Raw genomic sequence first — 21,606 nt, 5'->3', positions numbered from 1 at the left:
AGGATCATGAAGAAGCTCATCGTGCTGGCCGCTTTGGCCCTGGGCCTGGCCGCGTGCGGCACCGAAGGCACCCCCACCGCGCAGTTCGACGACGAACGGCAGTCCGACATCTCCTGCATGAAACACCAGGAGCAGACACCGGGGGAGGAGTACTTCGACGAAGGTAATTGGGACACCGTCGTCTCGTTATCCCTGTTGCGTTACTACACGTCGAACGGCGCAAAACCCTACTGCGACGGCAAAACCGCCACCGACGCCGACCAGGGCTGGCGCAAGCTCTACGTGCAGATGGGAGCCGAAAAGAACAATCTGCGCTGAATCGACCGCAACCTCCGCCGCCTTCTCCCGTTGGTCAATACAGAAGTAGCTACATGCGGGGAGGATGGGGCGCAGTGAAGATCGACCACCAGGGGGAGACACCTCCCTACGAGCAGGTGCGCGTGCACTACGCGCACGCCATCTCGAACCGAGAACTGCCGGTGGGCGCGAAGCTGCCAACGGTGCGTGCCCTGGCGAAGGACCTGGGCCTGGCCGTGAACACGGTGGCACGCGCCTACCGTGAACTGGAGGAGGCCGGCCTCGTGGAGACGCGGGGCCGCGCCGGCACGGTGGTCAGCGCGAACGGCGACAGCAACCGCGAACGCGTTCGTGCGGCGGCGGTCCAGTACGCGGCGATGTCCGCGGAGCTGGGCCTCTCGCGGCAGGAGGCCATGGAGATCGTCGGTGCCGCTCTCCGGACCTAGTCCCGTGATGGCAGTCCGTCTCGCGGAAAGCAGCGGGATGGTTGCCATCACGGGGACCACCCCGGCGCAGCCGGACATCGCACCCGTGCCGGCTGCTCCAAGCAGGTGATCAGCATCTCGGCAGGGACACCGTACGTCGGTGTCGGCGTTGTCGAGGGGCCATTCTTCGTTCCCCATATGCCCTGGTAGTCACCCGTTCGCGACCCTGCTGACCCGTCTCGACAGAGCTAGGCTGCCCGATGGATCGTGAATAACTGATTCGTCAGTCAACTTAGGGGTGCGAGATGGGGCGGACCGTCCGCGACGGCCTGCGGCTCACGGCCGAACAGGAGCAGTTCGTAGAACTGGCCAGGGAGTTCGCGGCGAAGGAGATCCGTCCACGCGGGCGTGCCGTCGACGAGGCGGACACCGAGTCGCCGCTCGACGTGTGGGAGAAGGCGTCCGCGCTCGGGCTGACCTCGTTCATGCTCCCCGAGCGGTTCGGCGGCGGTGGCGTCGACCTGCTGACCCAGGTGCTGATTCAGCAGGAGCTGTGTCACGGCGACATCGGCATCGGCAACCTGATCACGTCCAACGGATTCTTCAGCGCGCCGATCGAGCACCTCGGCACACCTGAGCAGCAGGAGCGGTTCCTCGGTCCGCTCGGGTCCGCGGAACCGCCGCTCACCGCCGTCGCCGTGACCGAGCCCGGCAGCGGGTCGGACGCGGCGAGCATCCAGACGTCGGCGCGGCGCGAGGGTGACGAGTACGTCCTCAAAGGACAGAAGACCTGGATCTCCAACGCCCCCTACGCCGAGATGTTCGTGATCTTCGCGACGGTGGATCCGTCGCTGAGGTCGCGTGGTGTCACGGCTTTCGTCGTGCCGCGTGACACGCCGGGGCTGACGGTCGGGCCGCCGTTCCAGAAGATGGGGCAGCGCGCGATCGTCAACGCCGAGGTGTTCCTCAGCGACGTGCGCGTGCCCGTGGAGAACCGGCTCGGCGAGGAGGGCCAGGCGTTCGGCGGCCTGATGCGGACGTTCGACGCGTCGCGCATCCTCATCGGCGCGGCCACGACGGGCCTCGCCCGTGCCGCGCTGGACTTCGCTTCCGCCTATGCGACCGACCGTGAGCAGTTCGGGGTGCCGATCATCCGGCACCAGGCGGTGGCGTTCCGGCTCGCGGACATGGCCACGCGCGTCGACACCTCGCACCTGCTGGCCGTGCGCGCGGCCACCCTGTACGACGACGGCCACGCGGTGGCTCAGGAGTCGGCGATGGCGAAACTCGTCGGGTCGGAGAACGCCATGTGGTGCACGCACGCGGCCGTGCAGACGTTGGGGGGCTACGGATACTCCCGCGAGTACCCCGTCGAGCGCTGGATGCGCGACGCCAAGCTCGAGGAGATCGAAGAAGGCACCTCGGACATCCAGCGCCTGATCATCTCCCGCGGCCTCGGTGAGAGATGATCTTCTCCGATCCCGCGTCCGTCGCCGTCGTGGGGGCGAGCGACGACCCCGCCAAGTGGGGTCACTGGCTCGCTCGCGGCGCCCTCGTAGGCCACGACCGCCGCGCCGTGCACCTCGTGAACCGCGGTGGTGGCGCCGTTCTGGGACAGCCCACCGTCCGCTCGCTCTCCGAACTGGCCGAGGCCCCCGAACTGGTCGTCCTCGCGGTACCCGCGGCACACGTGCCGGCCGTGGTGGACGAGGCGCTCGCGGTCGGTGTGCGCGGTTTCGTCGGCATCACCTCGGGAATCGACGATCGCGTCATCCGCCGGATCCGGGACGCGGGCGCGCGGCTGCTCGGCCCGAACTGCCTGGGCGTGTTCGACGCGGCGACGTCGCTGCACCTCGCGTGGGGCCGGTTCCAGGCAGGTTCGCTGGGCGTGGTGTCGCAGAGCGGACAGGTCGGGCTGGAGATCGCCGGCCTCGCGGCGTCGTCGGACATCGGGATCTCCAGGTTCGTCTCGGTCGGCAACCAGGCGGACGTGACGGCGACGGAAGCGTTGCTGGACCTGGTCTCCCACGACCTGACCACCGTCGTGGGCCTCTACCTGGAGAGCTTCGGTCCGGGGATCGTGGCGGCGATGTCGGAACTGCGCGCGGCCGGCAAACCCGTGGTGCTGCTGACCGTCGGGTCCTCCGTCGCCGCGCAGGAAGCCGCTCGTACGCACACAGGTGCTCTGACGTCCTGTTTGGACGTCGTGGACGCGGCTTGTCGCCTCGCGGGAGCGGTTCGGGTGGCGACGCCCGCGGCTCTGGTCGACCTGGCGGCGGTGCTGACGTCCGGGGTGCCCCGTGGGGGCAGGGTGGGGGTCATCTCGGACTCGGGTGGGCAGGGCGCGATCGCGGCGGATCTCGCGGCGGCGGCCGGGCTGACGGTGCCCACGTTGTCCGCTGTGGACGGTCTGCCGGTGGGTGCGTCGAAACGCAACCCGATCGACCTCGCCGGTGCGGGGGAGCAGGACCTCGCGAACTACTCCCGTGCGGTCGAGGTGCTGGTGCGCGGAGGTGAAGTCGACACGGTCGTGTTGTCCGGCTACTTCGGCAGCTACGGAGAGGACACGCCCTCCCTGGAGTCCTCCGAGGTGGCCATCGCCGTGCGGATCTGCTCGCTGGCAAGGGAGACCGGCGTGCCCGTGGTCGTGCACAGCATGCGCGAGGACTCCGCCGCGGTCCGCACGTTGCGCGCGGGCGGCGTGCCCGTGCAGCACACGATCGAGCGCGCGGTGGCCGCACTCGGTGACGCGGCTCGGCTCGGTGCGCTTGATCAACGGTCCACTCGCGAGCCGGACTCGGTCGTGCCCTCCGGTCCCAGTGATCCGGTCGCGCCCTTCGAACCGGGCTACCTGGCGGCCCGGGACCTGCTCGGCTTCGTCCGGTTCCCCAAGGCACACGCCGTCACGTCAACGGCCGAGGTGCGGGCGACGTGTCTCGAAGGCCCGTTCGCCCTCAAAGCCGACTGGCTGGCCCACAAGAGCGAGCACGGCGGCGTGAAGATCAACCTCACCGATCCCGCGTCGGCGTTCGAGGAGATGCGAGCGCGGCTCGGCCCGGGCCAGTACGTCCTCGAAGAGATGGACACGCGCGAGCACACCGTCGAACTGATCATCGGAGCTAAGCGGGACCACTCGTTCGGCCCGGTGATCCTCGTCGGCGCGGGCGGCATCCACGCGGAGTTGTTCAGGGACACCGCGATCGAGCTGGCGCCCGTGACTCCCGCCACGGCACGGGACATGCTGGCACGCCTCGTCTCCGCGCCACTCCTGTCCGGCGCGCGTGGCGCGCCGCCGGTCGACGTGGCGGCGTTGTCCGAGGTGATCGCGAAGATCTCCGAGACGCTCGTGGCCAGACCGGACCTCGCCGAGATCGAGCTGAACCCCGTGCGCGTGGGGCCGGACGGCGTGGTGGCCGTCGACGCGCTGATCATCCCCTCGGTGGTGCCGTTGAACGACGAGGAGCGGACAACGCGTGGCATGACCCCACCTCGCCTCGCCGGGGATGACGTGCAGGTGCGTGGGCCTCTGCGCCATTCGACGGATTGCGGGCCTCGATAGGTTCTTCCGCAGTGACGTGAGGAGGCCTCGATGCTGGTCGTGCTGGCACTGCTGGCAGCGCTCGTGCCGCCGCCCGGCCCGGTGACGATCGACGTGGTCGGCGTCGGCGGTTCCGGGTGCCCGGTCGGCACGACGAACGTCGCCATGTCCCAGGACAACGAGGCGTTCACGGTCACCTACAGCGACTTCCTGGTGCAGGGCAACGGAAACGAGGCCAAGAGCAGCTGCACGATCGCCCTCAGGATCAACCACGCCGCCGGGTACACCTACGGCATCGCGGCGACGGACTACCGAGGGTTCGCGCACCTCACGGACAAGGCGAAGGGTGTCGTGCGCAACGGCTACTGGTTCCCCGGATTTCCGACGCGGCACACCAGCCACACCTATCAGGCGCCGATGAGTGACAACTGGCAGGTCACCGACACGCCGAGCGGGGTCGCGCACGGGCCGTGCAAGGATCGCAAGCCGTTGACCGTCGAGACCGAACTGAAGCTCACCGGCAAGGGGAGTGGCAGCTTCATGACCATGGACTCGACCGACTCGAGCGTGAGCACTACGTTCCGGCTCTCGTGGAAGAAGTGCGCGGAATAACAAGCGCACGTAAGCTCCGACCAGCTGCTGGACGATCACAACGCCGCAGCCAACACCCCCGGCTTCTCACGCCGGTGGCCCCACACATCAGATGCGGTCGAATCAACAGCATCTGCAGCGCTCTCCTCCCGTCGCACCCCGTGCGCGGAGTCGATGAAGCGCGTCTCGAACAACCCTCCTGAAAGGACAGACCCGATGCACATCGGTGTACTCGACGTACGCAACCACAAGGCGTTTCTCGTTGACGGGCCGCAGGTTCCGCAGAGTCTCGTGCGGCAGCACGACCTGCGGCGCGGCGACCAGATCAGCGGTGAAGCGGAGAACGACAAGCTCATCAGCGTTGACACGGTCAACGGGCGCAAGCCGCACAAGCGGCCACGGTTCGAAGACCTGACGCCGCTTTATCCCAACGAGCGGCTGCGGCTGGAGCACGACCCCAACGAGCTCACCAGCCGCACGATCGACCTGGTCATGCCGGTCGGCAAGGGGCAGCGGGCGCTGATCGTCGCGCCGCCCAAAGCAGGCAAGACCATTGTTCTGCAACAGATCGCGGCGGCGATCGCCAAGAACTACCCGGACGTCCACCTGATCGTGGCGCTCGTCGGCGAACGGCCTGAAGAGGTCACCGACATGCGCAAGACGATCCCTGGTGAGATGTTCACCTCGACCTTCGACGAGCACCCCAACGAACACATCCGCGTGGCCGAGCTCGCGGTCGAGCGGGCCAAGCGGCTCGTCGAGGACGGGCAGGACGTCGTGATCCTGCTCGACTCGCTGACGCGGCTCGGGCGGGCCTACAATCTCGCGCAGCCCAACGGTGGCCGCATTCTCAGCGGTGGCATCGACGCCAGGGCGCTGACGCCGCCGAAGCAGTTCCTCGGTGCCGCGCGCAACATCGAGGACGGTGGCAGCCTCACGATCTTCGCCACCTCGCTCGTCGAGACCGGGTCGCTGGCCGACACGGCCATCTTCGAGGAGCTCAAGAGCACCGGCAACGCCGAGCTGAAGCTCGACCGCAAGGCCGCGCAGAAGCGGATCTACCCCGCGGTGGATCTCCACCAGTCCAGCACCCGCAAGGCGGAACTGCTGGTCGGGCCGCAGGAACTCGCCATCACCGACAAGATGCGCCGTGCCATGGCCGAACGCGACATCGACGTGCTGCTCGAAGGGGTGCGCAAGACCCAGAGCAACGCGGAGTTCCTCATGCAGATGTCGAGGTGACGTCACGAGCGCGAGTCGGGGAACCCAGCGCGTAGAACAAGAAGCCGATGCCGAGCACGATCAGCAGCGGTACGACCTGCGACAGCGTGTACTGCGTCCGTTCGCCCGCGAACGCCGGGGGAAGTTCCGGCGGCCAGATCAGCACCACGACGGTGAACGCGACCAGACCGGTCGTCAGAACCGTTGTCAGCACGGCGAAAGGCGCGCGGAACGGGCGTTCGACGTCCGGCATCCGGCGGCGCAGCACCAGCATCGACGGGAACGTCAGCAGGTAGCTGATGAACGTCGTCGAGATCACCAGCGCCAGCCCGGCGGTGAAGTACTTCTCGGAGTCGCCGCCGGACAAGTTCAGTGCCGTCACCAGAACGACGGACGCCAGCAGTCCGGACAGGATGTTCACGCGCAACGGAGTGCCGTGACGAGGGGACAAACGGCCCAGACAGGCGGGTCCGGCTCCGTCCGCACAGGCCACGGCCTGCGCCCGATGCGCGCCGATCGCCCACGAGACACCGGAAGTCAGCACGCCGATGATCAAGCCGGCCGCACAAATGCTTCCCAGTACCGCGCCCGCGCCGGTCAACATGACGGTTCCGTCAGGCGAAACCGATCCGCCGTAGACGGTCAGCACCTGTTTGGCGGCGTCGATGAACCCGCCCAGGCCCTGGATCCGCGAGGCCGGCACCACCAGCAGAATCCCTAGAATCGGTCCTCCGTAAAGAAGAAACGCCGCGACGCCCGCACGCAGGATCGCGAACGGCACGGTGCGCTGCGGGTCCGTCATCTCCTCGGTGGCGGTCGACGGGAGTTCGAAGCCGACGTAGTTGAAGATCAGCACCGGTACCAGCGCCACGAAACCCGTCCAGGTCGGCACGAAGTCGCCACCGGACAACGGTTGTACGCCGTTCTTCAGCGCGTAGACGACGACCGAGACCATGAAGAACCCCAGCAGCACGATCCGCGCGAACGCACCCGCGATGGGCACCCACTTGCCGATCCGCAACGACGCCGCGACGGCGAGAACGCCGGTCCAGATGAACGCCAGCCCCGCGACGTGCTTGCCCGCCATGCCCAACGGCAGGAAGAACGTCTCGAACGTCGTCACGGCGATGATCGCCAGCGTGCCGCCCGTCCACAACGGGTTGGACAGCCAGTAGAGGACCTGGTTCACCCCGGCCGCGAGACGTCCGAACGCGAGCTTGGTCCACACGTAGGGGCCGCCCTCGACGGGGAACGCCGTGCCGAGCTCGGTGGTCAGGAACCCGTACGGCAGGAAGAACACCACCGCCAGGATCACCATCCAGACGAGCCCCTGCGGGCCGTGCGCGGCGACGCTGCCGATCGTGTCCAGGCCGACGAGGGTGCAGAGCAGGTAGAACGTCACGTCGACCCGGCGCAGCGACTTGCGCAGGTGGGTGCGTTCGCCCAGCCAGTTTCCGCTGAGAGGCTGTACCTCGCTCACGGGCCCTCCAAGTGGTTGACTGATTCGTCAGTCAGTTATGCGGAGCTGCCGGTCACACGCTCGAGTCAAGGGGACGCGTTCGATGAGTTTTCTCCAGGTCACGTGGATCGACCCGGCGACGGGAGCGCGTGGCTACCTCGTCATCGACCGGCTGGTGCGCGGGGTCAGCAGCGGGGGTCTGCGCATGCGTGCCGGGTGCACGCTCGACGAGGTCCGCGGCCTGGCGGAGGGGATGACCGCCAAGGAGGCTCTCAACTACGACCCCGGCGCCCGGTACGTTCCCCTCGGCGGCGCGAAGGGTGGCATCGACTTCGACCCCTACGACCCGCGGGCGCAAGAGGTCCTCACGGCGTACCTGTACGCCATGTCGCCCTACGTCGAACGCTTCTGGACGATGGGGGAGGACCTCGGACTGCGGCAACAGGCCATCGACGTGGCGATCGAGAAGATCGGCCTCCAGTCGTCCATCCAGGCGGTCTACCCGTTGCTGGACGACGAGCAGAAGGCCAGGGAACGCCTCGCGGACGCCTTCGCGGTCACCGTCGACGGCGTCAGCCTGGACGAACTGGTCGGCGGCTACGGCGTCGCCGAGGCCGCGCTCGCGGGGATCGAGCACCTCCACCTGCGCAACCCCACCGCGTTCGTGCAGGGCTTCGGCTCGATGGGCGGCGCCACGGCCCGCTACCTCGCCACAGCAGGCGTCAAGATCGTCGGGCTCGCGGACGTCCACGGTGTCATAGCAAACCCTGATGGGCTCGATGTGGAAACCCTTTTGCTGTCCCGGGATTCCCACGGCGCCATCGATCGGTCAAAACTGCGCCCCGAAGATCGAGAACTCGACCGCGCCAGCTGGCTCGACGTCGAGGCGGACGTGCTGGTCCCGGCCGCCACCAGCTACGCGATCGACAAGGACAACGCGCACCAGGTCAACGCCAAGCTGATCGTCGAAGCCGCCAACATGCCGGTGACGGCAGAGGCCGAAGCCAAGATCGAAGCGCTGGTCATCCCGGACGTCGTCGCGAACTCCGCCACGAACTCCTGGTGGTGGTGGACCCTGTTCGGCGACATCGACGCCACGGCCGAGTCGGCGTTCGCGAAGATCAGCACGAACATGCGCCGGCTCGTCGCCAAGATCGTCGACCAGCCCTCACCCCGAGCGGCGGCGGCAGAACTCGCGGCCACCGCGGTGAAGGAGATCGAACAACGGTTCCGGCAGTCGTAGACTCGGCCGATGCCTGGCCTGCAGCACGCCATCACGATCGCGGCCCCGCCTGAACGCGTCTGGGAGGTGCTCATCGACGTCGAGCGCTGGCCGGAACGAATCCCGACGGTCGACTCCGTGGAACGCCTCGACGACGGACCGTTCACGGTCGGCTCCAGCGCCCGCCTCAGGCAACCGAAGCTGCCCGAGGCGGTGTGGACGGTCACCGAACTGACCCGCGGGATGTCCTACACCTGGGAGTCGAAGCAGGCCGGCGCCCTCAGCGTCGCCTCGCACGTCGTCGAATCGCACCCGGACGGCGCCCGGCTCACCCTCGCCGTGAGCGTGTCCGGGCCGCTGTCCGGGCTCGGCTGGCTGTTCACCAAGGGGCTGGCCAGGCGGTACGTCGAGACCGAGGCCGCCTCGATCAAGAGCGTCGCCGAGACCCGGGGCTAGTCGAGCGGGCCGAGCAGCCACGCTCCCGGCCCGTCCAGGTCCTCCGAGAAGTAGTACGCCCGGATCGCCGCCAGCAGGTCCTCTGTGCCGATCAGGCCGTCGCCGTCGTGGTCGAGCCGCGCGTGCACGGCCCGTGCGGCGTCCTCGGGCAGGTTGATCCACGCCGTGGTCCACCGCATGTACTCGTCGACGCCGAGATGGCCGTCGCCGTCGTGGTCGGCGACGGCCATCAGCGCGTCGAGGTACGGCACGTAGATGTCGTCGAACGCCTCCGGCCGCTCCAGCAGCCCCTTGGCGAACGCGGCCTTGTACTCGTCCACGCTGATCCGGCCGTCGTCGTTGGTGTCCGTCATGGCGGAGAGGTGGTCCCACACACCCAGCAGGTGCTCCTGGAACCGCCTCGCCCGCCGGTCGTCCGGGCCCAGGCCGAACGCGGCGGTCGTCCGTGACGCCGCCAGTTCGAAGTCCGCTCGGTTGACGTACCCGTCCTGGTCACTGTCGTAGGTCTCGAACCTGCGACTGAGCTTGCGGTCCAGGAACGTGGTGATGTGCATGCCCCCTTGGTACCCGCTCAACGCTTCTTGCGACGCGCCGGGGCACCAACGTAATCCGCCAGGTGCTCGCCGGTCAGTGTCGAACGGTCGGCCACGAGGTCGGCGGGTGTGCCCTCGAACACGATCTTGCCGCCGTCGTGGCCCGCGCCGGGGCCGAGGTCGATGATCCAGTCGGCGTGCGCCATCACGGCCTGGTGGTGCTCGATCACGATCACCGACTTGCCCGCCTCGACCAGGCGGTCCAGCAGCCCGAGGAGCTGTTCGACGTCAGCCAGGTGCAGCCCGGTGGTGGGCTCGTCCAGGACGTAGATGCCGCCCTTGTCCCCCATGTGCGTGGCCAGCTTCAGGCGCTGGCGTTCGCCGCCGGACAGAGTCGTCAGCGGCTGGCCCAGCGACAGGTAGCCGAGACCGACGTCGTTGAGGCGCTCCAGAATCGCGTGCGCGGCAGGCGTGCGAGCCTCACCGGCGCCGAAGAACTCCACGGCCTCGGAGACGGGCATCGCGAGCACCTCGGAGATGTCACGTCCGCCGAGCTTGAACTCCAGCACGGCCTGGTCGAACCGCTTGCCCTCGCAGACGTCGCAGGGGGACTCGATCGTCGCCATGATGCCGAGGTCGGTGAACACCACGCCGGCGCCGTTGCAGTTCGGGCAGGCGCCCTCGGAGTTCGCGCTGAACAGCGCGGGCTTCACGCCGTTGGCCTTGGCGAACGCCTTGCGGATCGGCTCCAGCAGACCGGTGTAGGTCGCCGGGTTGGACCGGCGCGAGCCCTTGATCGGGGTCTGGTCGACGACGATCGCACCGGAGTCCTTCGGCATCGATCGGTGGATCAACGAGCTCTTGCCCGAACCGGCCACGCCGGTGACCACGGTCAGCACCCCGAGAGGGATGTCGACGTCGACGTCACGCAGGTTGTTCGTGGACGCGCCGCGGATCTCCAGCACGCCGGTCTTCTCCCGCACCTCGGGCTTCAGCGACGCGCGGTCGTCGAGGTGGCGGCCCGTCACGGTGTCGCTCTTGCGCAACTCCGCCAGGGACCCTTCGAAGCAGATCGTGCCGCCACCCCGCCCGGCGCCGGGACCGAGGTCGACGATGTGGTCGGCGATCGCGATCGTCTCGGGCTTGTGCTCCACGACTAGGACGGTGTTGCCCTTGTCCCGCAGGCGAAGCAGCAGGTTGTTCATCCGCTCGATGTCGTGCGGGTGCAGCCCGATCGTCGGCTCGTCGAACACGTACGTGACGTCGGTCAGCGCGGACCCGAGGTGCCGGATCATCTTGACGCGCTGCGCCTCGCCGCCGGACAACGTGCCCGCGGGCCGGTTCAGCGACAGGTAGCCAAGGCCGATCTCGACGAACGAGTCCAGCGTGTGCGCGAGCTTGTCCACCAGCGGCGCGACGGACTTGTCCTTCACGCCGCGGATCCAGTCCGCCAGATCCGTGATCTGCATGTCGCACAGGTCCGCGATCGAGACGCCCTTGATCTTCGACGACCGCGCCGCCTCCGTCAGGCGGGTACCAGAGCAGTCCGGGCAGGTACCGAACGTCGCCGCGCGGTCCACGAACGCGCGGATGTGCGGCTGCAGCGCCTCGCGGTCCTTGGACAGCATGGACTTCTGCAGCTTCGGGATCAGGCCCTCGTAGGTCAGGTTGATGCCGTTGACCTTGATCTTGATCGGGTCCCGGTACAGGAAGTCGTGCAGTTCCTTCTTGGTGTACTTGCGGATCGGCTTGGCCGGGTCGATGAAACCGGACTGCGCGAACGTCTGCACGGTCCACTGGTTGTCGACGTTGTAGCCGGGCACCTTGATCGCGCCCTCGAGGATCGACTTCGACTCGTCGTATACCTCGGTCAGGTCGATGTCGGAGATCTGCCCGCGGCCCTCGCAGCGCGGGCACATGCCGCCGGTGATGGAGAACTCGCGGCGCTCCTTGACCTTCTGGCCGCCCTTCTCGATCGTCACGGCGCCCGCGCCGGAGATCGAGGCGACGTTGAACGAGAACGCCTGCGGGCCGCCGATGTGCGGTGCGCCGAGGCGGCTGAACAGGATGCGCAGCATCGCGTTCACGTCGGTCGCGGTGCCGACGGTCGAGCGCGGGTCGGCGCCCATCCGCTGCTGGTCGACCAGGATCGCCGTGGTGATGCCCTCCAGCAGGTACACCTCGGGGCGCGGCAGCGTCGGCATGAAGCCCTGGATGAACGCGCTGTAGGTCTCGTTGATCAGCCGCTGCGACTCCGCGGCGATGGTGCCGAACACCAGCGAGCTCTTGCCGGACCCGGAGACACCGGTGAAGACCGTCAACCGGCGCTTCGGGATCTCCACGTCGACGTCGCGCAGGTTGTTGACCCGCGCGCCCTGCACGCGGATCAGATCGTGGGTGTCGGCATCGTGCGCCGCCCGTGCAGTCCTGGTCATGGCGCAAAACTAACTCGCGCACCTCGGCTCTGCCTTCTTGATTCCTGATTGGTTATGCACGAATCCGGTAGTGGTACGTGCAGACCTCGCGGAACCCGGTCCGTTCGTACAGCCGGAACGCCGTGGTGTTCGCCTTCTCCATCTGCAGGTACAGGTGGTTCGCCTCGCGTGCGGCGGCCCACGAGGCCAGTGCGGCCAGCACGGACCGTGCGGCTCCCTGACCGCGTGCGTGCGGGAGTGTCGCCATGCCGAACACCCCGGCCCACCCCTCCTCGGCCACGGCGCGTCCCACGGCCACCACCTGGCCGTCCACCTCGGCGTACGCGTACGTGCTGGGATGCTCGACGCGGCTGAGCAGGTCGCGTTCGGCGCTGACGTCCCGCTTGGTCACCTTCTGCCACGCCGCCAGCCACTCGTCGGTCGGTCTGGGCGTCACCTCGCCGGCGTCGGCATCGGCGTGGCGCAGCACCTCGGCGGTCGAGGCGATCTGCAGGGACATGTCATGACCCCGCGTGTAACCCCTGTCCTCCAGTCGCAGGTCGAGGTCGTCCGCGCACACGCCCGGCGTGATCTGGAACCGCACCCCGGACCCGTGTTCGGCGCAGAACTCCTCGGCGACCTCGACCCGGTCTTCACGGTCGTGCGGCAGCACCGCGCTGACCCACCAGGCGTCGTCGGGGGAGTGCCGCAGCCACCATCCGCCCGCCTCTTCGACGTGTTCGGCGGGCTGGGCCCTGGCCGCGTACTCCTGCAGGGTTTTCAAGAGCACGTCAGTCCAACGATCCGAGCAGCCAGTTGCCGGCCTCGGCGGGATCCTCGGAGAAGTAGAACTCCCGGATCGCCTCCAGCAAGGCCTGAGTGGACAGCAGTCCGTCCTCGTCGGACAGCAGGTCGTGAATTCCGCGCGCGTTCGCCTCCGAGAGGTTCATCAACGCGCCGGTCCACGTCACGTGCTCTTCCAGAGTGAGTTTGCCGTCGTCGTCCTCGTCCGCGATCGCCATCAGCGCGTCGAGGAACGGCACATAACCCTCGTCGAACGACTCCGGCGTCTCCAGCAACCCGTTCGCGAACGCCTTCTTGTACTCCTCGACGCTGATCCGCCCGTCGCGGTCCTGGTCGGTGACCGCCGAGAGCTGCTTCCACAGCCCGATCAGCATGTCGTGGAACCGCACGGCTTTCGGGTCGTCGTGACCTAAGCCGAATGCCTTCGTGGTGCGCTCGCCCGCCTGTGTGAAGTCCTCCCGCTCGATGAACCCGTCGCCGTCGGAGTCGTACGTCCGGAACCGGCGGGCCAGCTTGCGGTCTAGGAAGGCGGTGATCTCCATAAGGCCCTTCTACCGCATTCCGCTCCGAAGTAAAATGCCTCTGTTAGTGCCGTGAATGCGAATTCTCCCGGTTATCAACGGCGCCCCAACCCGGAGAACGCGCTCGCGACGACCACCATGCCGATCATCCCGATTACCGCGGCCACACCACCGACCGCCGGTTTCGACACCTGTTCGACGTGCGCGACCGGGCGTGGAGGCGCTGGTTCGTCAGGCGCCGATGCGCGCGGTTCGGGAACAGGCGGCAGCGGGGCGCTCAGCGACTCGATCCGCACGACCGCGCTTTCGCTGATGGCCCCACCGGCACCCGCGCCGGACACGGTCAACCGTGAGTTCATCGGGGCCGTGGCCAGACAGGTGTAGCTGACGCGCTCGCGCGGTTGCAGTACCGGGAACTCCCGCTGGCACGCGGCAGGCTCGCCCTCCACGCGGACGTCGGCGATCGGCAGGTCCGACGGATTGCCGACCGTGACGGTGACCGTGACGCTCTCGCCGTCCAGCGCCCGGTCCTTCGACCAGGCAGCGCTGATCGTCAGCCGCGGGTAGATCACCTTGACCTGCACGGACGCCGTCGCCTCGACCTTGCCGCCGATCTTGTCGGCCGCCGTGACGGTGGAGGTCAGCGCGCCGCTCTCGTCGCCGGCGGGGGCCGTGCAGTCCACCGTGGACGTCGCGCCGGGGTCGAGCTGCCCCTGCAGGGGGTCGCACCCCCGGGCCGCGCGGGCGGCGAGGTCGTAGAGCGGGGTGTCGCCGGTGTTCGTGACCGTCGTCGTGAACTTGACGGCCTGGCCCGGGAGAGCGGTCATCTCGTCGGCCGTGGTGGTCGCGCTCAGCGCGGGATGCAGCACGTCGACCGTCGTCGCCTTCTGCGTCGCGAGCGGATCGCCGGCGAGGCTGGTGCCGCTCACCGCGACGGTCGCGGGGTAGTCGTCGTCGGCCGCCGTGGAGGAACAGGTGCGGGTTTCGGTGGCGCGTGGAGCGATCGTGCCGATCTGCTGGCCGCACACGGTCACGTCGGCGGCGGGCGCGTCACCGGCGTTGGTGATCGTCGCGGTCTGGGCGACGGTGTCTTCGGGGTGCGCGGCGGGCTTCTCCGGGTCGACCGTCAGCGTGAGTTCGGGGAGCGGGAACGACCACGCGATGCTCTGGACGAGGAACGCGTCGTCCGCCCTCTTGAAGCTGAGTTCGGCGCTCTTGGTGCCGGGCTTGAGGGCGTCCTCGCTGATGGTCACCGTGCGCGCGTCGACGCCCATGTTGTTGGGATAGGCAGCACCCTGTGCGGACGACACGAACGCGTTGCGCCCGCCGATCGACGCGCCGTTGACGAGCATCTGGTCGCCGTCCGTGGCCCAGTCGCCCTCGTACGCGGTGATGCCCAGACGGATGGCCCCGCCCGCTGGGTGCGTCGGCGCGATCGGCGTGCTCAGCACGGGCTTCTTGGTGGGGAGCCGGACGTGCCCGCCGTGCACCGCGATGTGACGCTTCGCGGGTGTCGTCGCGGTGGCGTTCGCGAACTTCCACACGACCGTCAGCGACCATCCGCCGAAGCAGTCGAACCCTTGCGGTGCCCAGACGTTGCCGACCGTCACGGTGCCGCTCGTCAGCGCGCGGGTGACGTCGGCTTCGGCGCTGTAGAAGGCGTTGTCGGTGTGGGAGAGCTCGTCCGGCGCGTCGATGACGAACCGGCCGGGGGCGACTTCGGCGCCGTTGAAGGTGACCGGGTCCTGCGGTGTGCCTGGTGGATCTTGTGCGTCGCGGCAGCGCGCGCTGCCCGCCCAGCCGAGCTTGGCGTAGGCGACGGTCGCGCCGGCCGGGATGGTGAGTTCGGCGCTGGACGAGTTGACCGTCGCCGGATCGGCGTCGACGTCGTTCCACGACATGCGATGCGCGTTGTTCAGCGCGGAAGGCCCGTTCCCCTTGCGGTTCAGCGCGTCCACACAGGACTGCGGCGGGTACTTCGGATGCGGTCCGGCCTGCTCGGGCGTCGGGCAGGTGAGGACGGAGTTGCCGACGACCGTGACGTCTCCGTACACCGCCTCGTCGAACTGGGTGCGCCACACCTCGGCCGCGGCGACCGGCCCCGGCGTGAGCAGTGGGATCAGCAGCACGACGGCGATGAGGATCGGTACACGCATGCCACGCCTTCCGGTCGGGTCGGGGCACAGGTTGGCACGCTTCCCGGTGGTTGTCACCGCACGTTGATCACGCCGTCCTCACTCTCCGTCGCGGTTGGCGGGGTGCGGTTCTCCTGTTCGTGTCAACGGGTTGAGGCCGCGTGCTCCGATGTGGACTTGCTGTGTGCTTGATCAACGCCTCGTTGCTCTTGACGGGCGCACAACAGTGCCGGGAAGCGTGGTGTTGGTGGTCAAACGGTGTCCGCTGTGGGGAGATGGACCCCATGTGGACCGCGCTAGTCATCGTTCTCGCGTCGGTGGTCGTGACCGCCATCGCCTGCATCCTGTTCGGGCGCTCCCGTGCCCACGAGCAGGCCGACGACCGGGACGCGGACTCGCGAGGCTTCCTGGGCGCGGTGATCAGCGGCCTGTTCATCGTCGCGCTGGCGTTCTACGTGGTGATCGTCTGGGAGGAGAGCGGCGCAGCCGAGGACAACGCCTCCCGCGAGGCCGCCGCCGTGGCCGACGTCTACTGGCAGACCGCCGTCATGCCCCAACCGCAACGCGACCACATCCGCTCGCTGCTCACCGAGTACCCGAAACTGGTGGCGGACAAGGAATGGCCGCGCCTGGCCGTCGGCGAGTCCGACGACGCGACGACTGAGACGCTCAACTCGCTGCACTCCGAGATCCTGTCCCTGCCCGCGTCGCCGGACCAGGTGAAGAGCGCGCGGGAGCGGTCGCTGGAACGGATGCGGGAGATCACCGACCTGCGCCGCGACCGGATCGACTCGGCCGGCGGGCTGGACAACACCGGCGTGCTGATGTTGTTCGGCACGATCGCGGGAGCCGTGGGGATGATCGTGTTCCCGTTGTTGATCGGCTTCACGGCACGGAGGCGGCACGTGCTGCAGATGAGCCTGACGGCGGCGGTGCTGGCGTTCGTGTGCGTGTTGTGCGTGGGGATGACGCAGCCGTTCAGCGGGGTGTTGCGGGTGGAGCCGGAGTCGTTCACGGGCCTGTCGGAGGAACTGGCCGGGATACCGGTGGAGGAGAACCGCTGAAAGTCGTAGAGCCCATCTACACCTACGTCTGGGGAGGTGGCGGCCTGAACGATGGCGGCTTCGACTGCAGCGGACTGGCGAAAGCCGCAGCCGGCATCACTCTGCCTCGCGTCGCCCACGACGCAGCTGCAACGCTTTGCACGTGAATGACCAGAGGCCAGAGAAATGCGTCTTCTGCGCCATCGTCGCCGGAGAGGCCGAGGCGAGCGTGGCATATGCAGATGATCGAGTCGTTGCGTTCATGGACCTCGGCGCGGTGACGCCGGGGCACGTCCTCGTAGTGCCACGGCTGCATGCCGTCGGGCTGGAAGACCTGGACGAGGAGACGAGCACACACGTCTGGAGGATCGGCCACCGCGTGGGCCGCGCCCTTCGACGCTCTGGTCTGCGCTGCGAGGGCGTCAACGTGTTCCTCGCCGACGGAGAAGCCGCCTTCCAGGAGATCTTCCACTTCCATCTGCACGTCTTTCCACGCTTCCGCGGCGACAGCTTCCGCATCGACGCGGACTGGGCCACCCGTGCTCGCCCTCTGCTCGACGAAGAAGCCAGTGCCGTTCGCCAGGGGCTCGACGCCGACGCACCGCCAGCAGCGCCCGCCAACACGGAGAACTAGCGCACTCCTGGGGCGTGCCGGAAGCACTGAGCACATCGCTCGTTGCTCACCTGGCGGTCCAGCCGGAAGCGTGGAAGGCGTTCCTGCGCCTGGTCAAGGGACATTCCAGTGGACGCCTCTGCGATGATCTCCCGGTAGTCGCACTTGGGGGAGAAGCAGATGTGGGGACGCAGGACCGCACCGCAGCGGTTGGCGGAGTCGGCCGGACTGACCTGGAAGCACCTCGACGACCAGAGCGAGCTGAACGTCGCGAAGGTGACAGCTTGCGTGGCGGCGGACCGCACGACGCCGGACGACGTGCTGCCGATGGTCGCGCGCGTCGCGGAGAAGCTGGCCGCCGAGGAGGCCAACCACGAACTCGTCGTGACGCTGGTCGAGGTCCTGCAGCACCTCGCCTCGCACGGCTTGGAGCAGTTCCACACGACGGAGGAGATCCGAGTCGTGCTCGGGCCGCGCTGCCTTCTCGTGTGGGAGGCGGTGGAGAAGTTCTGGGCGGCGGTCGCCGAGTGGTCCCTGGAGAACGGTGAGCTGCGGTCCAATGAGGACGTTCTGTCCGTCGAGAACGCGCAGTTGCGTGCGATCCTGTGGACCTCGAACAGGAGCCTGGGTGACGGCACCCGCGTCGGTACCAGCGACGCGCTCCGGTACGAGAAGGCGGGCGGTGTGCCGATTCCCGGCTACCGCGAGTTGATCGCCCCCTGACGGGACGGCCGCCCACCTGAGGGGTGGGCGGCGTTCCCTGCGGTCGATCAGTAACCGCGGTCGGGCATGATCACCCAAAGCACGATGTAGACGACGAACTGCGGTCCGGGCAGAAGGCAGGACAGCAGGAACAGAAGGCGCACGGTGCTTGCCTTCATTCCCCAGCGCTGGGCGAGCCCCGCGCAGACACCCGCGATCATCCGGTTGGTCCTGGGCCTGCTCAAAGCAACTGTCGTGGTCATATACCCAGGATGCCCACTTTCGTCCATCTGTTGCATCGGGGATGAACCCTGATTTCACCCGGATGAGCTACATCACGTAACTCCAGGGCTGTGACCTGCGACAGCACGGTTGTCCCGAACGTTGGGGGAGCCGAAATGCGCGTTGACTTCCTGATCGACACGGTGTTCATCGCGGTTTACGCGCCGCTGTTGTGGCATGCCTGGCAGTGGTTGCGGACCAAGGAGCGAAACGGGCCGCCGTCGCCGTTGCGCAGCCTGACGCTGGTCGAGAGTCCGTATCCGCGGGCGGTGCCGATCACCGTTCTCGCCGTGGGGCATCTCGCGGGCAATCCTGTCGGCCTCATCGCGCTCGGGTTTCTCGTGACGGTGGCGGTCGAGTCGGCTTGGCGGAACCGGGATCGCTGGGTTCGGCAGCACCTGTGGGCGTTGGGGCGTCTCAGGGTTCAGGTGACGGTGGTGTCGCTCGTCTCGGCGGTGATGTTGTTCGGGGACACGCGGTCTCTCGCGCGGCCTGGGATGGGACTGGCGATGGTCGTCGCGGCGGTGGCGATGGGCGCGAGCGTGTGGTTCGTGATGCGACGGCTGGTGCTGACGTCGTGGCCGCAGAAGACGTGGCGCAGTGCGCGGCCGGAGCTCGGGGCGTTGATCCGGCTTGGGTTGTGCGTCCTCGTAGGGGGCGTCGGGTGGATCTACGGGCCGCGGCAGCTGACCGGGTACGCGATCGTGCTCGGTCTGGTGGTGTTGCTCGGGCTCGTGTGGGTGGTCTGGGAACTGGAGGACGCCGACGCCGCGAAGAGCAAGCTGGGCGACGCCGACCAGATCCGGGCCAGGTCGGCGATGAGGCCGGGCGTGGAGCAACGGCCCGCGGTGATGCGGGTGGCCCGCGGGCTGGCCGTAACCCCGTTGGTAGCCCTGGGGATCGCCTACGTGCCGATGGCGTACGACGGGGAGAACGCGTTGACGGCCATGCGGGTGCTGGTGTTGTGCACGGTGGCGGTGTTGTTCGGGGACTGGTTGATGGCACGTGGCGGCAAGGGGCCGTCGCATTCGCCGCACCACTGGTGGTTCACGGCCGCGGTCGTGGTGGTGTCCGCGGGAAGCCTCATCGCGGTGAGCGCTGTCGGGCGCACGCTCCCGCTGGCCGTGGTGTTCCTGATGTTCGCCGGGCTGCTGCTCAGCGAGGCTCAGCGGTTCGCGGAGACCGTGCCGGTGCCGAAGGGGTTGCTGTTCCTGGGTTTCACGCGCACGCCAGTAGCGCTGTTGCTCGTGCTGTGCGTGGTGACGAGCGGACTGAGCTATCCGACGGACGCGGTGGAGAGCTGGTCGACGAACCTCAGGCACGTGGTGCGCATGGCGTCGACCGTCATGGCCCTCGATCCCGCGAGCACCTGAAGCGCGAGGCCGTCGAGCATGCTGACCATCATGTTCGCCAGTTCGAGCGGGTCACCGGACGAGTGGATGTCGCCGGAGGCCTGGCCGTCGCGGAAGATGCTCGCCACGATGTCGCGCCACTCGCCGTAGAAGCGCTCGTTGAGCTCCTGCAGTTCGGGGCTGCGGATCGCCTCGACCCAGAGCTCCGCCCAGACCTTCCACGCCTCGACGGTCTCGGCCCCCTCGGGGAGGTACGACTCGACCACCATGCGCAGACGCGACAACGGGGGCTCGTCGGACTCGAGGATCCAGCGGCGGCGCCGGACCGAGAGCTCGAAGCAGTGCTCGAAGGCCGCGTCGGTGAGTTCGCGCTTGGTCTCGAAGTAGTAGTGGACCGTTCCACCCGACACGCCGGCGTCCTTGGCCACGTCGGACACCCGGAGGTGGCGGAAGCCCTCTGCCGCGATCACCTTGCAGGTGGACGCGAGGATCTGCGCCTTGCGTTCGGCTTCCACGCTTGGACGGGGCATCCGTCACCTCCTGATTTAGCCCGAACCTTACCGAAACTGGGAGCGAAGCTTGCGCTTGTCGACCTTTCCCACCTTGGTCAGGGGCAGTCGAGGCACGATCGTGACCCCTCTGGGCTGGTAAAGCTCACCCAGTTCGGCAACGACCGAATCGCGAATTCTGTCGACATCGACATCCGGTCCTTCGGTGACCAGGAAAAGATGCACGACCTCGCCCAGTGCCTCGTCCGGCCGGGCGACCGCCGCCGCCTGCCGGATGCCGGGAAGCGTGACGAGAAAGTCGTCAAGCAGGCGTGAGTAGACGTTGTCGGACGTTCTACCAGTGACGATGACGTCTTTGCTGCGGTCGTTGAGGTAGAGGAATCCGTCGTCGTCGAAATAGCCCATGTCGCCGGTGTTGAACCAGCCATCGGCCGTTTCGCTCAATGGGGGTTCACCCCTTCGGGTGTGAGTCGACGCGCTTTTCGTCGACTCACACCCGGACCAGATCTTGATGACCAGCAGAGCCCTCCATCACGAACGGGCCGCGCACCCACACGTCACCGTCGCGGGTTTCGACCTCCATGGCGGGATTCGCCTTGCCGACCGTGCGCAACGTGTCCGGCCGCGAGAGGTCGACGGACGTCGCGGGCATCATCGTGATCGCCATGGCCTCCGTCATGCCGTAGCCCTGGTTGACGACCGGGCCCCACTTCTCGATCGCCTGGCGCAGCCGCTGCGGGGCGAGCGGGGAGCCGCCGAGGATGACGACGCCGAACTGCGGGCCGGGACAGTCCGGGTGGTCGAGCACCTCGTACATCATCGGCGGCACGAACATCGTCGCGTTGATCTCCTCGTCGCGGGCGAGGCGCACGAACGTGTCCGCGTCGAACGTCGACGGGCCCAGCACCAGCTTCGAGCCGGTCATCAGGGCGAGCCGCGCCGCGCCGGAGCCACTGCCGTGGGTGATGAGCGTGTTGCAGAGCAGGTTCATGGGCGGTGTCTGCGCAGACGCCGCCCACCGGTCGTCGGAGCGGTGGACGGCGAGCTTGGGCAGACCGGTCGTGCCGCCGGTGTACATGACGGTGGTGAAGCCGGGCGCCGGAACGCGTTCGACGGGGTCGCCGGGGAGGTCGGCGAGGTCCCAGCCGTCGAGCCGGGTGCTGAAGGCGGGGTCGACCACCACCCCGGACACGTCGGCTCGCTCGATCAACGCCCTGAGTTCGTTCGGGCCCGGCTCCGGCGGCACGTAGACGAGCCGGCCGCCGAGCAGGTGGACGGCCACGGCCAGCAGAACGGCCTCCGGCGTGTTGCCGACGTGTGCGGCCACGCCGTCGCCGGGGCCGATACCGCGCTGGACGAGACCGTCGGCGAGGCGGAACAGCAGGTCACGGGCTTGTGCGCGGGTGAGTCTGGTGTCGCCGCCGATCACGGACTCACGGTCGTCGTCTGTGGACAGTCGCTCCAACACAAGATCGACGTAGCTCATACG

General features: G+C 68.0%; 22 protein-coding genes. 12 read left to right on the top strand and 10 right to left on the bottom strand.

Annotated features, from left to right (window positions below; genetic code table 11):
- Positions 1–6: 6 nt before the first annotated feature.
- From SK854_RS38170 to rho, 6 genes are all read left to right on the top strand, one after another.
- A complete protein-coding gene (locus tag SK854_RS38170) occupies positions 7–318 on the top strand; it encodes a hypothetical protein (protein ID WP_319980025.1) in 312 nt (103 codons plus the stop codon).
- Between the two features lie 74 nt (positions 319–392).
- Positions 393–743, top strand: a complete 351-nt coding sequence (locus SK854_RS38165; protein ID WP_319980024.1) for a GntR family transcriptional regulator — start codon at positions 393–395, stop codon at positions 741–743.
- Positions 744–1,027: 284 nt separating this feature from the next.
- Positions 1,028–2,191, top strand: a complete 1,164-nt coding sequence (locus tag SK854_RS38160) for an acyl-CoA dehydrogenase family protein (RefSeq protein ID WP_319980023.1) — start codon at positions 1,028–1,030, stop codon at positions 2,189–2,191.
- Entirely contained in the window at positions 2,188–4,281 is a 2,094-nt protein-coding gene (locus SK854_RS38155; protein ID WP_319980022.1) for an acetate--CoA ligase family protein, read from the top strand. Before SK854_RS38160 ends, SK854_RS38155 begins: the two co-directional genes overlap by 4 nt.
- Positions 4,282–4,311: 30 nt before the next feature.
- Entirely contained in the window at positions 4,312–4,872 is a 561-nt protein-coding gene (locus SK854_RS38150) for a DUF4360 domain-containing protein (RefSeq protein ID WP_319980021.1), read from the top strand.
- Between the two features lie 195 nt (positions 4,873–5,067).
- Positions 5,068–6,093, top strand: coding sequence for a transcription termination factor Rho (gene rho / locus SK854_RS38145; protein WP_319980020.1), 1,026 nt, complete (start codon positions 5,068–5,070; stop codon positions 6,091–6,093).
- Here the strand turns inward: rho and SK854_RS38140 are convergent.
- A complete protein-coding gene (locus SK854_RS38140) occupies positions 6,074–7,552 on the bottom strand; it encodes an APC family permease (protein WP_319980019.1) in 1,479 nt (492 codons plus the stop codon). The genes rho and SK854_RS38140 overlap by 20 nt on opposite strands.
- Before the next feature lie 82 nt (positions 7,553–7,634).
- Between SK854_RS38140 and SK854_RS38135 the strand changes: the two genes are divergently transcribed.
- Entirely contained in the window at positions 7,635–8,774 is a 1,140-nt protein-coding gene (locus SK854_RS38135) for a Glu/Leu/Phe/Val dehydrogenase dimerization domain-containing protein (protein WP_319980018.1), read from the top strand.
- Positions 8,775–8,783: 9 nt separating this feature from the next.
- Positions 8,784–9,209, top strand: coding sequence for an SRPBCC family protein (locus SK854_RS38130; protein ID WP_319980017.1), 426 nt, complete (start codon positions 8,784–8,786; stop codon positions 9,207–9,209).
- Here the strand turns inward: SK854_RS38130 and SK854_RS38125 are convergent.
- The 5 genes from SK854_RS38125 to SK854_RS38105 all read right to left on the bottom strand — a co-directional run bounded on the left by SK854_RS38125 (position 9,206) and on the right by SK854_RS38105 (position 15,637).
- Entirely contained in the window at positions 9,206–9,763 is a 558-nt protein-coding gene (locus tag SK854_RS38125) for an EF-hand domain-containing protein (RefSeq protein WP_319980016.1), read from the bottom strand. The two genes, SK854_RS38130 and SK854_RS38125, sit on opposite strands and share 4 nt — an antisense overlap.
- A 17-nt stretch (positions 9,764–9,780) precedes the next feature.
- A complete protein-coding gene (locus SK854_RS38120) occupies positions 9,781–12,177 on the bottom strand; it encodes an excinuclease ABC subunit UvrA (protein ID WP_319980015.1) in 2,397 nt (798 codons plus the stop codon).
- Between the two features lie 52 nt (positions 12,178–12,229).
- Complete coding sequence (locus SK854_RS38115) at positions 12,230–12,946, bottom strand: GNAT family N-acetyltransferase (RefSeq protein ID WP_319980014.1); 717 nt, start codon at positions 12,944–12,946, stop codon at positions 12,230–12,232.
- A gap of 1 nt (position 12,947) precedes the next feature.
- On the bottom strand, positions 12,948–13,502 hold the full coding sequence (locus tag SK854_RS38110; RefSeq protein WP_319980013.1) for an EF-hand domain-containing protein: 555 nt from the start codon (positions 13,500–13,502) through the stop codon (positions 12,948–12,950).
- A gap of 74 nt (positions 13,503–13,576) precedes the next feature.
- Positions 13,577–15,637, bottom strand: coding sequence for a COG1361 family protein (locus SK854_RS38105; RefSeq protein ID WP_319980012.1), 2,061 nt, complete (start codon positions 15,635–15,637; stop codon positions 13,577–13,579).
- A gap of 263 nt (positions 15,638–15,900) precedes the next feature.
- Here SK854_RS38105 and SK854_RS38100 point away from each other — a divergent pair, with 263 nt between their 5' ends.
- From SK854_RS38100 to SK854_RS38090, 3 genes are all read left to right on the top strand, one after another.
- Complete coding sequence (locus tag SK854_RS38100) at positions 15,901–16,680, top strand: bestrophin-like domain (RefSeq protein WP_319980011.1); 780 nt, start codon at positions 15,901–15,903, stop codon at positions 16,678–16,680.
- 142 nt (positions 16,681–16,822) lie between these two features.
- Positions 16,823–17,293, top strand: coding sequence for an HIT family protein (locus SK854_RS38095; protein ID WP_319980010.1), 471 nt, complete (start codon positions 16,823–16,825; stop codon positions 17,291–17,293).
- 159 nt (positions 17,294–17,452) lie between these two features.
- Complete coding sequence (locus tag SK854_RS38090) at positions 17,453–17,995, top strand: hypothetical protein (RefSeq protein WP_319980009.1); 543 nt, start codon at positions 17,453–17,455, stop codon at positions 17,993–17,995.
- 47 nt (positions 17,996–18,042) lie between these two features.
- Here the strand turns inward: SK854_RS38090 and SK854_RS38085 are convergent, their stop codons facing one another.
- Positions 18,043–18,237, bottom strand: coding sequence for a PspC domain-containing protein (locus tag SK854_RS38085; protein WP_319980008.1), 195 nt, complete (start codon positions 18,235–18,237; stop codon positions 18,043–18,045).
- A 135-nt stretch (positions 18,238–18,372) separates the two neighbouring features.
- On the opposite strand from SK854_RS38085, the gene SK854_RS38080 reads away from it, so the two are divergent.
- Positions 18,373–19,629, top strand: a complete 1,257-nt coding sequence (locus SK854_RS38080) for a hypothetical protein (RefSeq protein WP_319980007.1) — start codon at positions 18,373–18,375, stop codon at positions 19,627–19,629.
- Here SK854_RS38080 and SK854_RS38075 read toward each other — a convergent pair.
- Genes SK854_RS38075 through SK854_RS38065 form a run of 3 tightly spaced genes read right to left on the bottom strand, consistent with a single transcriptional unit; the run spans position 19,533 to position 21,603 of the window.
- On the bottom strand, positions 19,533–20,138 hold the full coding sequence (locus SK854_RS38075; RefSeq protein WP_319980006.1) for a TetR/AcrR family transcriptional regulator: 606 nt from the start codon (positions 20,136–20,138) through the stop codon (positions 19,533–19,535). The genes SK854_RS38080 and SK854_RS38075 overlap by 97 nt on opposite strands.
- A gap of 27 nt (positions 20,139–20,165) precedes the next feature.
- On the bottom strand, positions 20,166–20,561 hold the full coding sequence (locus SK854_RS38070) for a class I adenylate-forming enzyme family protein (protein WP_319980005.1): 396 nt from the start codon (positions 20,559–20,561) through the stop codon (positions 20,166–20,168).
- 46 nt (positions 20,562–20,607) lie between these two features.
- Entirely contained in the window at positions 20,608–21,603 is a 996-nt protein-coding gene (locus SK854_RS38065) for a class I adenylate-forming enzyme family protein (protein WP_319980004.1), read from the bottom strand.
- Positions 21,604–21,606: the final 3 nt, after the last annotated feature.

Origin of the sequence: Lentzea sokolovensis, assembly GCF_033949975.1 — a bacterium.
Classification (GTDB): Bacteria; Actinomycetota; Actinomycetes; order Mycobacteriales; family Pseudonocardiaceae; genus Lentzea; species Lentzea sokolovensis.
Note: the sequence above shows the minus strand (reverse complement) of the source record. Positions and strands in the feature narration are given on the sequence as shown.

Coding starts and splice junctions, on each gene's coding strand:
- SK854_RS38170 (WP_319980025.1), top strand. CDS start 7: ATGAAGAAGCTCATCGTGCTGGCCGCTTTGGCCCTGGGCCTGGCCGCG.
- SK854_RS38160 (WP_319980023.1), top strand. CDS start 1,028: ATGGGGCGGACCGTCCGCGACGGCCTGCGGCTCACGGCCGAACAGGAG.
- SK854_RS38155 (WP_319980022.1), top strand. CDS start 2,188: ATGATCTTCTCCGATCCCGCGTCCGTCGCCGTCGTGGGGGCGAGCGAC.
- SK854_RS38150 (WP_319980021.1), top strand. CDS start 4,312: ATGCTGGTCGTGCTGGCACTGCTGGCAGCGCTCGTGCCGCCGCCCGGC.
- rho (WP_319980020.1), top strand. CDS start 5,068: ATGCACATCGGTGTACTCGACGTACGCAACCACAAGGCGTTTCTCGTT.
- SK854_RS38135 (WP_319980018.1), top strand. CDS start 7,635: ATGAGTTTTCTCCAGGTCACGTGGATCGACCCGGCGACGGGAGCGCGT.
- SK854_RS38130 (WP_319980017.1), top strand. CDS start 8,784: ATGCCTGGCCTGCAGCACGCCATCACGATCGCGGCCCCGCCTGAACGC.
- SK854_RS38125 (WP_319980016.1), bottom strand. CDS start 9,763: ATGCACATCACCACGTTCCTGGACCGCAAGCTCAGTCGCAGGTTCGAG.
- SK854_RS38120 (WP_319980015.1), bottom strand. CDS start 12,177: ATGACCAGGACTGCACGGGCGGCGCACGATGCCGACACCCACGATCTG.
- SK854_RS38110 (WP_319980013.1), bottom strand. CDS start 13,502: ATGGAGATCACCGCCTTCCTAGACCGCAAGCTGGCCCGCCGGTTCCGG.
- SK854_RS38105 (WP_319980012.1), bottom strand. CDS start 15,637: ATGCGTGTACCGATCCTCATCGCCGTCGTGCTGCTGATCCCACTGCTC.
- SK854_RS38100 (WP_319980011.1), top strand. CDS start 15,901: ATGTGGACCGCGCTAGTCATCGTTCTCGCGTCGGTGGTCGTGACCGCC.
- SK854_RS38090 (WP_319980009.1), top strand. CDS start 17,453: ATGTGGGGACGCAGGACCGCACCGCAGCGGTTGGCGGAGTCGGCCGGA.
- SK854_RS38085 (WP_319980008.1), bottom strand. CDS start 18,237: ATGACCACGACAGTTGCTTTGAGCAGGCCCAGGACCAACCGGATGATC.
- SK854_RS38080 (WP_319980007.1), top strand. CDS start 18,373: ATGCGCGTTGACTTCCTGATCGACACGGTGTTCATCGCGGTTTACGCG.
- SK854_RS38075 (WP_319980006.1), bottom strand. CDS start 20,138: ATGCCCCGTCCAAGCGTGGAAGCCGAACGCAAGGCGCAGATCCTCGCG.
- SK854_RS38065 (WP_319980004.1), bottom strand. CDS start 21,603: ATGAGCTACGTCGATCTTGTGTTGGAGCGACTGTCCACAGACGACGAC.